Source organism: Chengkuizengella sp. SCS-71B (genome assembly GCF_040100845.1).
Lineage (GTDB): Bacteria > Bacillota > Bacilli > Paenibacillales > KCTC-33759 > Chengkuizengella.
Map to the genome: position 1 here is coordinate 686649 of NZ_JAZHSH010000001.1, position 13631 is coordinate 700279.

At 32.8% G+C, this 13631-nt stretch carries 14 protein-coding genes; 11 read left to right on the plus strand and 3 right to left on the minus strand.

Going from position 1 to position 13631, the window contains the following annotated elements:
- Position 1: 1 nt before the first annotated feature.
- Positions 2–544, plus strand: coding sequence for a histidine phosphatase family protein (locus VQL36_RS03395; RefSeq protein ID WP_349251112.1), 543 nt, complete (start codon positions 2–4; stop codon positions 542–544).
- Positions 545–816: 272 nt separating this feature from the next.
- Here VQL36_RS03395 and VQL36_RS03400 read toward each other — a convergent pair whose 3' ends face one another.
- Positions 817–1776 carry an SDR family NAD(P)-dependent oxidoreductase gene (locus VQL36_RS03400; RefSeq protein WP_349247960.1) on the minus strand — a complete coding sequence of 320 codons (960 nt, stop codon included), beginning with the start codon at positions 1774–1776 and terminating at the stop codon, positions 817–819.
- Positions 1777–1986: 210 nt separating this feature from the next.
- Between VQL36_RS03400 and VQL36_RS03405 the strand changes: the two genes are divergently transcribed.
- The 5 genes from VQL36_RS03405 to VQL36_RS03425 all read left to right on the plus strand — a co-directional run bounded on the left by VQL36_RS03405 (position 1987) and on the right by VQL36_RS03425 (position 6483).
- Positions 1987–2475 (plus strand): dihydrofolate reductase, encoded by a 489-nt coding sequence (locus VQL36_RS03405; protein WP_349247961.1) that lies wholly within the window; start codon positions 1987–1989, stop codon positions 2473–2475.
- Positions 2476–2868: 393 nt separating this feature from the next.
- Positions 2869–3699, plus strand: a complete 831-nt coding sequence (locus VQL36_RS03410) for a hypothetical protein (RefSeq protein ID WP_349247962.1) — start codon at positions 2869–2871, stop codon at positions 3697–3699.
- A 272-nt stretch (positions 3700–3971) separates the two neighbouring features.
- Complete coding sequence (gene thpR / locus VQL36_RS03415; protein ID WP_349247963.1) at positions 3972–4532, plus strand: RNA 2',3'-cyclic phosphodiesterase; 561 nt, start codon at positions 3972–3974, stop codon at positions 4530–4532.
- Positions 4533–4653: 121 nt separating this feature from the next.
- Positions 4654–5091: a hypothetical protein gene (locus VQL36_RS03420; protein ID WP_349247964.1), complete on the plus strand. Its 438-nt coding sequence runs from the start codon at positions 4654–4656 to the stop codon at positions 5089–5091.
- A 126-nt stretch (positions 5092–5217) separates the two neighbouring features.
- Positions 5218–6483, plus strand: a complete 1266-nt coding sequence (locus VQL36_RS03425) for a HAMP domain-containing methyl-accepting chemotaxis protein (protein ID WP_349247965.1) — start codon at positions 5218–5220, stop codon at positions 6481–6483.
- A gap of 109 nt (positions 6484–6592) precedes the next feature.
- Here the strand turns inward: VQL36_RS03425 and VQL36_RS03430 are convergent, their stop codons facing one another.
- On the minus strand, positions 6593–7555 hold the full coding sequence (locus VQL36_RS03430; protein WP_349247966.1) for an aldo/keto reductase: 963 nt from the start codon (positions 7553–7555) through the stop codon (positions 6593–6595).
- A 160-nt stretch (positions 7556–7715) separates the two neighbouring features.
- On the opposite strand from VQL36_RS03430, the gene VQL36_RS03435 reads away from it, so the two are divergent.
- On the plus strand, positions 7716–8369 hold the full coding sequence (locus tag VQL36_RS03435; RefSeq protein WP_349247967.1) for a TetR/AcrR family transcriptional regulator: 654 nt from the start codon (positions 7716–7718) through the stop codon (positions 8367–8369).
- Positions 8370–8510: 141 nt separating this feature from the next.
- Here the strand turns inward: VQL36_RS03435 and VQL36_RS03440 are convergent, their stop codons facing one another.
- Positions 8511–9419 (minus strand): fumarylacetoacetate hydrolase family protein, encoded by a 909-nt coding sequence (locus VQL36_RS03440; RefSeq protein WP_349247968.1) that lies wholly within the window; start codon positions 9417–9419, stop codon positions 8511–8513.
- 220 nt (positions 9420–9639) lie between these two features.
- Here VQL36_RS03440 and VQL36_RS03445 point away from each other — a divergent pair, with 220 nt between their 5' ends.
- The 4 genes from VQL36_RS03445 (at position 9640) to VQL36_RS03460 (ending at position 13629) form a co-directional block, all read left to right on the plus strand.
- Positions 9640–10629 (plus strand): alpha/beta hydrolase, encoded by a 990-nt coding sequence (locus tag VQL36_RS03445; RefSeq protein ID WP_349247969.1) that lies wholly within the window; start codon positions 9640–9642, stop codon positions 10627–10629.
- A gap of 289 nt (positions 10630–10918) precedes the next feature.
- Positions 10919–11971 carry a type 2 isopentenyl-diphosphate Delta-isomerase gene (gene fni, locus VQL36_RS03450; protein ID WP_349247970.1) on the plus strand — a complete coding sequence of 351 codons (1053 nt, stop codon included), beginning with the start codon at positions 10919–10921 and terminating at the stop codon, positions 11969–11971.
- 28 nt (positions 11972–11999) lie between these two features.
- On the plus strand, positions 12000–12797 hold the full coding sequence (locus VQL36_RS03455) for a metal ABC transporter ATP-binding protein (RefSeq protein WP_349247971.1): 798 nt from the start codon (positions 12000–12002) through the stop codon (positions 12795–12797).
- Positions 12798–12819: 22 nt separating this feature from the next.
- A complete protein-coding gene (locus tag VQL36_RS03460; protein ID WP_413789468.1) occupies positions 12820–13629 on the plus strand; it encodes a metal ABC transporter permease in 810 nt (269 codons plus the stop codon).
- The last annotated feature ends 2 nt before the right edge of the window (positions 13630–13631 follow it).

Below are 13631 nucleotides of genomic sequence, written 5' to 3' on the forward strand. Positions count from 1 at the left end.
CATTATGAATATATATGTCGTTCGTCATTGCAAAGCAGGTGGACAAGAATCTAGTGCTCCATTAACCGATCTAGGTTTACAAGAAGCAAACAAACTTTCAGAATTTCTCCTTTCTAAAAATATTGATTTTATAATTTCAAGTCCTTATGAGCGTGCTCACCGTACTATAGCTCCACTAGCAGAAAAACTTGAAATAGACATTGTATTTGATAATCGGTTAACTGAAAGAATTTTATCCAACAAGAATAACCCTGAATGGCGCAGTATGCTTAAGAACACGTATGATAATTTAGACTTATGCTATGATGGCGGTGAATCCAGTATGACTGCGATGAGTCGTGCAATAAGTGTCATTGATGAAGTGCTGAGTAAAGAATTTAAAAATATAGTATTAGTATCACATGGAAACCTAATATCGCTTATTCTAAAACATTATGATGATCGTTTTGGATTTAAGGAATGGGAATCATTCACTAATCCTGATGTATATCTCCTTTCTTTTACACAAACTCCCCCAAATATTAGTCGAATATGGAGAGACTAACTATATTTATAGAACGAGTAAGATCTAAGTGATCTTCCATAAACTAGCGCAATTGTGTATATTAAATTATACATCCTTGATTGTCAAATCGAAAGACCATTATTATTGACACGATCATGTAAACGTTGATAATCAGACAAACCTATTTTTCACCTCCTTAGAATCCTCATAATAAAACAGTATAAAATTTTACTTCTAACCATGAAAGATCTTTATTTAAGCGTCCGTAAAGTGCTTTTTAAACTTTTGAGGTTGAATTAAAATGGACAATGTTATTTTTTTGATTCAATCAATGCTTTTATTGTTTCTGAAATCCCTTGATTATAGGGGGTTTTTGGAATCTGTCCAATTCTCTGCTCATATTTATCTCCACTTAAAACAAGAGGGCTTTCAGTTAAATATAACATTTCAATGGTCTCTCTCATCTCTTTGTTGAACAACCCTAATATTCTAAATCCATTTTTACCTATGGAATTTACTTTTGTTTTATTACCTGCTTCTTTCTGAGCAACTTCAATGGCTTTTTTTCCTGTAATCAAACCTGCACTGGGAATATTCCAATTCTCCCCGTAAGCATGATCATGCTGTGCAAGTTCAACAACTGCTTTTGCCGCATCGGGTAAGTAAATAAACTCCCTCGGAACATCTTTTTTGCCTATAAATATAGTAGATTTCCCTTTCGCAATCCCATCTAATGTATAATTTAAAACTGAATTAGAAGACGTTGGCCCATAAAAATCAGGAAGTCTTGCAAATAATACCTGAACTCCGTCCTGATTATTCATCATTAACTCTTCCATCTGCAGACGCAGTTTCCCTTTTTTGGTATGAGGTTGTTTAGGGTGCTCCTCTGAGACCAATTTCATTTGACTTTTTCCATAAGGATGAATATTATCTATAACAACGACCTTTGCATTTGTAGAGGCTGCTGCCTTTATCACATGATCAGCTAATTTTAGGAGCTTTTGCTCCCACTGTGAATACGGAAGGCTCATGCTATGAATAATAACATCTGCATTTTGAACAGCCTGATTTAGTTCTTCTTGATGAAATGCATCCCCAGCATAATAAGAAAATAGTTTAGATTTATATGAATCCAACTTCTCATTTAAATTTTTTAAATTTTGTTTTGATCTAGCAAACCCTACTGTTCTTACTCCTTTAGATAAACACACATCAACAATCTCACTTCCAATACCACCTGTTGCTCCTAAAACAACTACATTTTTCAATTCCATCCCTCCTCATTTTAGGTTCACTATAACCATTATATGGAATGAATTACATTGAGAACAATATAGAATTAGTCACTTCTGAAGGTGACAAAAGTAATATTTTGAAATTTATCTTTATATATGTCCTTCTTAAACGCTCTTTTGCTTAAAAAGAAGCAACTATGATATTTTTGATCCAACTATATTTTAAAAAGGTTGTGTTTAATTATGAAGATATCTTTAATTGTAGCAATGGGTAAAAATCGAGTTATAGGTAGAGAAAATGACATTCCTTGGAGATTACCCAGAGATTGGCAGTATGTTAAGGACATAACTCTTGGCCATCCAATTATTTTAGGGAGAAAGAATTTCGAATCAATTGGGAAAGCTCTGAGCAAGAGAAGAAATATTGTTTTGACTAGAGATCGGAAACTTTCCTATGGAGGGTGTGAAATGGCTCATTCAGTCCAAGATGTATTAGATTTATGTAAAGATGAATCAGAAATTTTTATATTTGGTGGAGAAGAAATCTATAAATTGTTCTTACCTAAAGTAGAAAAGATGTATATTACAAAAATACACGAAGAATTTGAAGGAGACACTTTTTTCCCAGAAGTTAACTTAAATGAATGGGAAGAGGTATCATTTAAAAAGGGAATTACAGATAATAAAAACCCTTATCAATATGATTTTCACGTTTATGAAAGATATAATTGAGTACTCAACTATTGAGAATTTTAATTGAACAAGAAAGGAAATTCCAGTCACGTTCCAGTACCCATATTATCCTATTTATAAAAACAGTACTATTTATAAGTCTAAAAAGTAGTTGATATCAGATGATAAAAGCTACAATAATTATAATTAGATTGACCTTCCACAATCTAGCGTAAGCAAATGACAAAAGAGCTATTTAGTCAGCTAGGTATAAGCTATTGATGTGTGAAAAAATAGGAATAATTCTGGGTGGGTTTTTATATAAGAAATGAACGGGGGGATAGAGATGATTGATAGAGATATCTTTTACTAAGTAGGAGATACTGTATTAAATATCTTCTAAAGTGAGAAAATATGAACTTATTAAAAAGAGCACTTTACGGAGGGTATTTTATGAATACAAAATTAATTATGCTAGAAGGTATCCCGGGTTCGGGGAAAACGACAACATCACAGTATATTAGTAACCTTTTAAATGAAAAAGAACTATACAATGATTTGTACATAGAAGGAGATACAGATCACCCAGCAGATTTTGAAGGAATAGCTTGTTTGACTGAAAATCAATATATAGAAATTTTAAGTAAATATACTGAGCATGAAAACTGTATAGAAACAATAACTGATAGAGGAAAAAATATATATGTATTTGCTTATATGAAATATAAGGAATTTATTCCTAATTCTCTATTAAAAGCAGTAGAACAATATGATGTATATAATCTTCCAAATGAACTATATTGTCAGTTATTGCTTGATCGTTGGAAAAGTTTTTCAGACAATGCCAAGAACGATAGTAAAATTACTATTTTTGATTGTGCATTTTTACAAAATCCTATTAATACATTGCTTGCACGTGACGATCTACCTGTATCAGAAATAAAGAGATTCATTTTTAAACTAGCCGATATAATCAAGGAACTTAACCCAGTTATTATATATTATTACCAAGATAATATCAAAGAAAGTGTGAAAAATATTAAGTCAAAAAGATCTACTGAATGGTTTGAGCATTCTACATGGTATTATACAAAACAAAAATTTGGTCAAAGTAGAAATTTGAACGGGTTAGAAGGAGTAATAAACTATTTAGAGAAAAGAAAACAGGTTGAACTAGAAATAGTCAACAAATTAACTATAAATAAATTACTTTTAAATAATTCTTCGTTTGATTGGAAATCAATTTATAAAGAAATTAGAATATTTATAGAAACAAAGTTGTAAAGTTATTAAAGAGGTCATATTCTTAATCTGCTAAGTTCAATTCCCGTACCTTGTGTTGAGCAGCTTTTTTTAAAACAAAATACTATTTGATATTCCACAAAATGGCACACTTCTTGAAGTAGGTGTGCCATTTTTAAAATTGAAAGGCTAAGTATTAGTTTGTGAACATATCGGGGTTCATGAAAAGGATAATAATTTGACGAAAGCAAAAACTAAAAATACAAAGAATTTGAATGGATAAAACTTAATTTCTTTGGGAAAGGAACTTTACAATGAAAGAAAACTTACCTCATTATTTTTTAGCCATACCATTATCCCGGGACATCAAATCATTATTATATGCGTTTACGACTTCGTTAAAAAAAGGAAAGATCCAATTTAAGCAGTGGGTTTCACAAGAGGACTATCATATTACTCTGTGTTTTTTAGGGCCTTCAAGTGTGCAGCAACTAGAAATCTTGGATTCTCACATTCAGCAAATAACAAGTAAATACGCTCCTTTTTCTCTGAAATTATCTGATATTCGTACATTTGGACTTACAAACACGCCCCGTGTACTTTGGGTAAATGTATTAACTGGCGAAGAACTATTCGATATGCAAAAAAAAGTGAAGGAAGCATGCAAAACAGTAGGTTTCCGTCTTGATGAACGTCCTTACACACCACATATTACATTAGCAAAAAGATGGAGTGGTGATTCTCTATTTCAAATAAATCAAATGCCGTCATTAAATACAATGGATTGGATTTGTAATAAAATCATACTTTATCAAGTTGACCCTCGGCGTAAGCCAAGATATATTCCCGTTTATGAATTTCCACTTGATTCATAGTCAGCTTTATTGCAATGACAATAAGTAAAGCCTATGTAAGCCTCCTAAAATCACTACTAAATAAAGGAAAGTGTTTAATCTATTTTGATCAATCTTTCTTTCAAAACGGATTACGATGTATATGATTTTCGTTGGACTAAGTATAGGTGCTTCATTTCCAGTACTTAACTTATCTGCTTTACAAAATATTGATGGTCGATATAAAGGGATTGGGGTATCGCTTCTTTCCTTTTTCAGAACGATAGGTGCTGCAATTGGAGTCACAATTTTTGGAGCGATTCAATCACAATATTTCAGCAGTAAGATGGAAGGTTCATTTGGTCAAAGCGATTCTACTCTTACGGGAGATGCAACTAGTTTATTTGCTCCTGAGAACAGGGAGCTCATCCCTGAGGATTTATTAAAAGTAATCACTACCTTTTTGGCAGATTCAATTTCTAATTTATTTTTTTGGTCGATTTTCTTGCCGCTCCTTGCTTTCTTTTTTGTTATGATGATGGGAAAGGAACGTTTGAAAGTAGCAGAGAAGAAGAAAAAGCCGGAAGAAGCATTGACGTAAGTGAAGTGAATGCAGTGACTCTTATTTAAATGTATGAGTATATTTTTAACAGTTGCAAACATGATAAAATGGTATAATGAACATGTTCAACAATCTTATATATTTTTAAAGTAAAGGGGTAATAAAATGAGGGGGACGGTTTCACTTTATCGTTATTTATTCCGGACAATAATACTCATCATTTTTGGAGGTGTATTATTAGGGGTTTCTATTGGAATTATAATTGATTTACAAGGGAAATTATTTTGGTTGAATACGATTGGAATAACAGTCGGTGGAGTGATCATAGGTTCTGCCATAACTATACTAAACTTTAAAAGATTTATAATGCCTATGAAGGATATTATAGATGGAGTCAATCAGATGGCCGCAGGTGATTTGTCTTCTAAGATTAATGTGGAAAAAATAGGGGAATTAAAGCCGATCGGGATAGCGATGAATGAGATGGCTAATCAATGGAAGGATCTAATACATAAAATTTCTCAAGTTTCTAACCAGGTAACTGATCAATCAAATGAACTATCTGCAATTACTGAACAGAATTATCAGTCGATTGATGAAATAACAAAAGTGGTTCAAGAAGTAGCTTTTGGATCAGAAAAACAGGTTATGAAAATTACGGATACTTATCATTCTGTAAATGATATTTCAGAAGGAATTGGTCAAATCACTGGATCAATCCAATCTATATCTGAAATGACAAAATCAACAAATGATAAAGCAGTAGACGGAAATCAGGTTGTACAAGCAGGCATGGCGCAAATGAAATCTCTAGAAGAGAAAGTAGCTTATACTTCAAACATAGTGAAATCCTTCGATGAAAAGTCACAGGAGATCGGCAAAATCATTACGATGATTACAGATATTTCTCAGCAAACGAATCTTTTATCCTTAAATGCTTCCATTGAAGCTGCACGTGCAGGCGAACATGGAAGAGGTTTTGCTGTCGTTGCAGGAGAAGTAAGAAAACTAGCAGAACAGTCAGCAAAAGCGTCTGAAGATATTAGTAAGTTGATTCAAGAAATCCAAGATGAAGCGGGACAGGCTGTGACAGCAATAGCAGAAGGAAAAGCTTCTTTTGATCAAAGTTATTCATTGGTTGGGGGAACCGGGCAAACCTTTAATGAGATTGTGAATAAAATTCAAGAAGTATCTCATGAATTTCAAGATGTGTCAGCAACGATGCAGCAGATGCATGCAGGATTCAAAGATATGATTGATTTGGCTAAAGAGGTTGTAGAAGTGTCTGATAGTTCATCTGCTAAATCACAACAAATTTCTGCTTTAACGGAAGAGCAAAATGCTTCTACTGAAGAAATATCAGCTTCTGCAAATCAACTAAATACTTTAGCATATGATTTACAGGAAATGATTCAGAAGTTTAAAGTGTAATGAAATAGTAAATAAAGGTTATCCTTTCTGTTAATAATAACGATAAAGGATAACCTTTTTAATTGATATTACTCAAAATTGATACCTGTTTTCAGTAAGCTTTGTGCTATTAATAACGACTGCCAAATGTTGAATCAGCAAGTTCATTTAACTTTTTTAAGTCATCTTTTGATAAATGAATATCTAATGCACCTACGTTTTGTTCTAGATATTTAATTCGCTTTGTACCTGGTATGGGAACAATATCATTCCCTTGAGATAATACCCAAGCAAGAGCAAGCTGTGCGGGTGTACATTTTTTTTCTTTTGCCATAGATTCAATACCACGAACGATATTTAAATTGTGATTTATGGCTTCTTCTGTGAAACGAGGATTTGCTCTTCTCCAATCATTTTCAGCCAGGTCATCCAACTTTTTAATTTCTCCTGTTAAAAACCCTCTTCCTAATGGGCTGTATGGTACAAATCCTACATTTAATTCACGACAGGTTTTTAATATTTCAGCTTCTACATCTCGTGACCATAAGGAATATTCAGTTTGTAAAGCAGTGATAGGATGTACAGCATGGGCTGCTGTTAATTGTTCAGACGTTACTTCACACAATCCGATATATCGAACTTTTCCTTCCTCAACAAGTTTTGCCATGGCACCAACGGTTTCTTCAATGGGTACATTTGGGTCAGCCCGATGTAAGTAGTATAAATCGATATAATCTGTGCCTAGGCGTTTTAAACTACTTTCGCAGGATTCCACTACATAATCTGGACTAGCTTTATAACCAAGTATTTGAGAATCGTTTCTTACAACGCCAAATTTTGTTGCAATCTGTACTTGGTTTCGATGTTCTCTTAAACCTTTCCCAACTAGCGTTTCATTTGTACCTTTTCCATTTTGATCATATCCATATACGTCTGATGTATCAAAAAAAGTAATTCCCAGCTCTAACGCTCGTTTTAAAGTTTGAAGTGATTCTGATTCATTAGTTTCACCGTAAAATTCAGACATGCCCATACACCCTAGTCCTAACTTAGAAACCTCTAATCCTTGTGAACCTAGTTTAATTTTATCCATAATTAGATTCCTTCTTTCTTGTACTTTATCAATATCGAGTATATCACAAATTAAATACTAAGTATACAAAAAATATTAAAATTGTTTATTTTGTATAAAGTGTTCAAAAATTGCTTTTATGGGGTATAATATAGGGATGAGAACTAGGAGTTGATTGCTTATGAAAAATAATATGGAAGAACAAAATATGGACAACAAATTGAAATATATAACAAAATTGATTCCATACGCAAAAAAACTTGGCCTTAAGTCATTGAGAATAGATGAAATAGCAAAATATATGGACATCAGTAAAGCTACGATGTATAAATACTTCTCATCTAAAGATGAAATGGTGGAATTAATGATAAATATGTACGTGAAGTATATATCTAAATATGATATTGAATTGATTAATGGAAAATCTTCCTATCTAGAGCGATTTGAGGTTGCTTTTGAGCAAACATTATTAATTGAGATTTATATTTCAGATATATTTTTGCTGGATTTGCAAAATATGTATACGGAATTGTACGAAAAAATTAAATATGCCAAACAAAAACGCAATCAAAATTTGTTGAAATTTTATGAACAGGGCATCTCTGATGGAGTTTTTAATGACATCAATTCAAAGCTGATTCTTATTGAAGATGAATTGATGATTAGAAAGTTGTTGGACCCGAACCTTTTAATCAAACATGACATTACAATGAAGCAAGCTATTTTTGATTTATACCGGTTAAAAAAATTTCAATTATTTAAACATAATGAGCAGTACGATGATACTAATATTATACAAAAAATTGAACAAATTATTCATAAACAAAATGTATAAAGTAATGGAATAATTTATGAATGATATTTATCCAGATAATGAAAGAAGTTAAATATAGCAAAAAAAGGTTACCCATTTTGCTTGATAAAAAACGAAAATGGATAACCTTTTTCAAAGAACTCACACTCTCCTTAAGATCTTTTAATGTTCCACTGTGTTCCTTAAAACCCCTATGCCTTCAACCGATATTTCTATATGATCCCCTGGCTGCAGTAACCGGGGAGGGTTAAATCCTTTTCCAACACCAGCGGGAGTTCCCGTTGCAATGATATCACCAGGTTCTAATGTATGACCTTTTGATATGATAGAGATGATGGTTTCTACATCAAAAATAAATAATTCCGTATTAGCTTCTTGTCTTATTTCACCATTTACTTTCGTTTGTAAATTTAAGTTGTTTGGGTTATTAATTTCTGTCCTATGAACGATAACTGGTCCCATTGGACAGGAAGTATCTAAACTTTTCCCTATGAAAAATTGCTTATGTTTTTTTTGCAAGTCCCTAGCTGTAATATCATTTATGATCGTATATCCAAATACATAATCTAGAGCCTGCTCTTTAGAGATGTTTTTACCCTTTTTACCAATGATAACAGCAAGCTCACCTTCATAATCTAATTCATCTGTCACTTGTTTGTGGTTTAATATAATATCCTCATTTCCAATTACAGCTGTTGGAGGTTTTGTAAATACAATCGGGTCTGATGGAAGATCAGCTTCACTACCCATCTCAAGCACATGATCTTTATAGTTTTTTCCAATACAAAATACATTTTTTGTTGGTCTAGGGATGGGGGCAAGCAGTTTGATATCATTTAATTGATATTTGAACTTATTTTGATCTGGACTGTCTATGATCCATTGTTTCAGTGAATTAGCTAAACTTAGGAATTGCTCCCCTGATTCAATACATCCGGTCATTGTAGCAGGTAACTGAACTGTTTGATGTTTGGTTTTATCTGCTAGAGTGAGGTCGAGCACGTAACAAAACTGTTCATCTGTGATTCCAATAAATGTTCTATTGTCTTTTTCTGCTGTTATAAATCTCATCCGTCATTCTCCTAACCGTATAACATGGTATTTATTTTATTTTAACATACGAATTCTATGATTAAGTATTCTTGTTAATCGTTTAGTCATATTTATTTACTAGCAATTGGTAATCATTTTTACTAAAAAGAAATTATACTCGTAATTTATAAGTGAAATTTTCCTTTAACAATCTTTTGGATGCATTTGCTGAATACTTTATTCAATAAGGGTGATATAAATGTTTAAAAGTAGAACACCTAGTTTTAGAGATTCAAAGGGAAGAGTAATAAAAGATAGTATTGCTTCCTTAGAGGTGATGACGATTGGAGGAATAAATCAATACGTTCTCATGAGAGGAAAACATAAAAATTCTCCCTTACTACTTTTCTTACATGGCGGTCCTGGTTCAGCTCAAATAGGTTTTGCACCAAAATCACAAAAGAAATTAGAAGAAAACTTTGTAGTAATCAATTGGGACCAAAGGGGAGCGGGTAAATCTTACTCTTCAAATATTGCTGTAGAATCAATGAATATTAATCAATTCATTTCTGATATTTATGAACTAATAAATACTCTTTTAAAACGCTTCAATCAGGAAAAATTATATTTAGTTGGACATTCTTGGGGAAGTTCTCTTGGCTCAATAACGGCTTATAAATATCCTGAATTAATACATGCATATATAGGAGTGGGGCAAGTAGTGAACATGAAAAGAGGAGAGAGTATTTCTTATTCTTTTGCGCTTGATAAAGCAAAAGAAACAAATCATAAAAAGGCGATTAGACAATTAATAAAAATAGGTCCTCCACCATATAAAAGTATGAATGGTTTACGCATACAAAGAAAGTGGTTAGAAAAATTTGGGGGATCAGTTCATGGCAGTACTTTTCTCAAACTTTTGATAAAGTACCTTGCATTTAAAGAATATACATTTTTAGATTGGATTAGGACGATCAAGAATGGCATACTTTTCTCATTAAATCATTTATGGGAAGATTTAATGGAAGTTGATTTATTAAAAGATGTGAATAAATTTGAAGTTCCTGTATATTTGTGCGTGGGTCGTTATGACTATCAAACTCCCCATGAATTAGTTGAAGAGTATTTTCACACGTTGCTATCTCCAAAAAAAGAGTTGGTTTGGTTTGAGAAATCTGCCCATTCTCCTAATTTTGAAGAGCCCGATGAGTTTTACGATATTTGTATATCATTAATTAAAAGTCGCTAGTAAGATAATATGAAAAAACCATATTCGATTGTTAAATTAAGGGGATAAAAAATTTAGATAATGCACTGGATGGATTTAAAGATAGACACATTAAAAGAACTTCATGTATAATTCTAAATATAAATAGTAATAATTACGATTTAACATTTGGAACTTATACCTCTGAATCGTAAATTAATAAAATGTTCAAAAGCTTTTTTTATAAGGTATAATATAGCATGGCGATTTTAATATGAAAGAATGGTTTATATTATAAATAAATAAATAAAACACATAGAGGATTAGTGGTATGAGGGAACAAAGAAAACTAGATCATTTAAACTTAGCCCTACAATCAAATAAAAGTGAACATCATTCATCATTTGATGAGCTGCATTTTATTCATCATTCCTTACCTGAAATGGATGTTGAAGAGTGCGACTTAAATGTGAATTTAGGAGGAATAAATTTAAGGTCTCCTTTAATTATCAATGCGATGACAGGAGGTGCTTTTTCCACTGAAAAAATAAATCATGATTTAGCTGTTATCGCTAAGGAAACGGGGATTGCATTAGCTGTAGGTTCACAAAAAGCAGCCTTACGAAATCATAAACTAGTTCGCACTTATGAAGTGGTACGTAAAGTAAATCCTAAAGGGATGATTTTAGCAAATGTGAGTGCAGATAGTACGGTAGAAGAAGCGATGGAAGCAATTGAAATGCTGCAAGCGAATATGCTTCAACTACACTTAAATATCCCCCAAGAGTTAGTTATGCCAGAGGGAGATCGACTTTTTAAAGGTATGATTGAAAAAATACATCATATTAAAGAAAAAGCACCTGTTCCTGTGATTGCAAAAGAAGTTGGATTTGGAATGTGTCAAGAGACATATGAAACTTTGAAGAGGATTGGAATTGACATTATTGATGTTGGGGGCAAGGGTGGTACGAATTTTGTCTGGATAGAAAATCAGCGCAGAGAAGCCAAAGATTTTGATTTTATAGATGGATGGGGGCAATCCACCGTTGTTTCTTTAATTGAGTCTGCTGATTATCAAATCGAGATTGATTTTATATCCTCTGGAGGCATTCGAAATCCACTTGATATGGTGAAGAGCTTTGCTCTAGGTGCTAAGGCGATTGGATTGGCATCCCCTGTGTTGTCTCTTTTAAAAGAACAGGGCGTTGAGAAAACGATACATAGGATTCAAAATTGGCATGAACAAATCAAATTGATCATGACGATGCTTGGAAAACCACGTGTTGAAAAGCTAATGAATGCTCCCTTGGTTCTTATCGGGGGAACTAAAGAATGGTGTGATTGCAGAGATATTGATTATAAATCTTATGCAAGGAGAAGGTAAGTTATAAGATGAAGTTAGGAGAATGAACATGAATGAATCAAATCATAATATGCCTCTTGAACTGTGTCACGAGTGTATCATTTCAATAGAAAATGTATCGTTTTATTATGAAAATAAAACACCAGTGATTCAAAATTTGAATTTTAAAATATTAGAGAGAGATTTTGTTGGTTTAATTGGCTCTAATGGAGCGGGCAAATCAACTTTACTAAAAATGATCGCAGGCTTAATAAAACCAGTAAGTGGTAATATAAGATTGTTTGGACAGCCGATATCAGAGTTTAAAGATTGGGAACGAATTGGTTATGTCCCTCAAAAAAATGCGATGAACCCATTTTTTCCTGCTACAGTAAAGGAAATTGTGCTTTCTGGTTTATACGGCAAGAAAAAAATGTTTAAACGTCTAACAAAAAAAGAATTACAGAAATGTGATGATTCACTTCAAGCACTAGGTATTGAAAGGTTAGCTCATCGTCGAATTGGAAACTTATCTGGGGGTCAACAACAACGGGCTTTTTTGGCAAGAGCTCTAATTAATAATCCAGATTTGCTCATTTTAGATGAACCGATGGTTGGCATTGATGCCGAAACACAGGAAAGTTTTTTTCATATGATTCAACATATGCATAAGCAGCATAATATTACTTTTTTAATGGTTTCTCATGATGTTGATATGATGCATTCTTATTTGGGGAATGAAGCGATACATACTGCTGGGAAGTTAAAGTTTTATGTAAAGCATTCACACGATTTGGAAGATTGTGTAGAATCAGATTTAACCCATTCATTGAAAGGATTTTTAAAAAGTGAAGCTTTAAAAATATAATTTGATTTCGGAGGATTGAATTTTGGATTTAGATATATTTTTATTTCCATTTTTTCAAAAAACACTGTTTGTTGGTTTTTTGATCGGAATTGTCGCACCATTAATTGGTGTTTTTATCGTATTAAGAAGATTATCCATGATTGGCGATGCTTTATCTCATGTTTCTATTGCTGGAGTAGCTCTAGGTTTTATCATTGAGGTTTATCCTCTTACACTTGGTATTGCCTTCGCTCTGATTGCATCTTTTGCTATAGAGAAATTAAGAAAAGCCTATCCAAGCTACGCAGAATTATCCATTGCTATTATAATGTCTGGTGGTATAGCTTTTGCTTCTGTTTTATTTACATCAGGTAAGGGATTCAATATCAATGTACAAGATTATTTGTTTGGGAGTATCGTTGCACTGGACACAGCCGATATTTGGATTGTTTTTGCCGTAACGTTGTTAGTGATTGCATTTGTTGCAATTTCGTATAAGGAATTATTTTTAATTACACTAGACGAAGACGCGGCCAGAGTAAGTGGACTTCCTACGCGACTTTATAATATTTTAATTACGACTTTAACAGCACTTGTGATCAGCGTCATCATAAAGATAGTTGGAGCTCTATTAGTATCGGCTCTAATCACAATTCCAGTTGCCTGTAGTTTAGTTATTGGAAAAAGCTTTAGACATACGGTTTGGATGGCGATTGTATTCTCAGAGGTTGCAGTAATGGGTGGTTTAGTCATTGCAGGAATTTGGAATTTCGCTCCAGGAGGTACGGTTGTATTATTGTCCATTGCATTATTAATGCTTTCATTTTTATCTTCCAGAAAAAAATCTATGTAGAA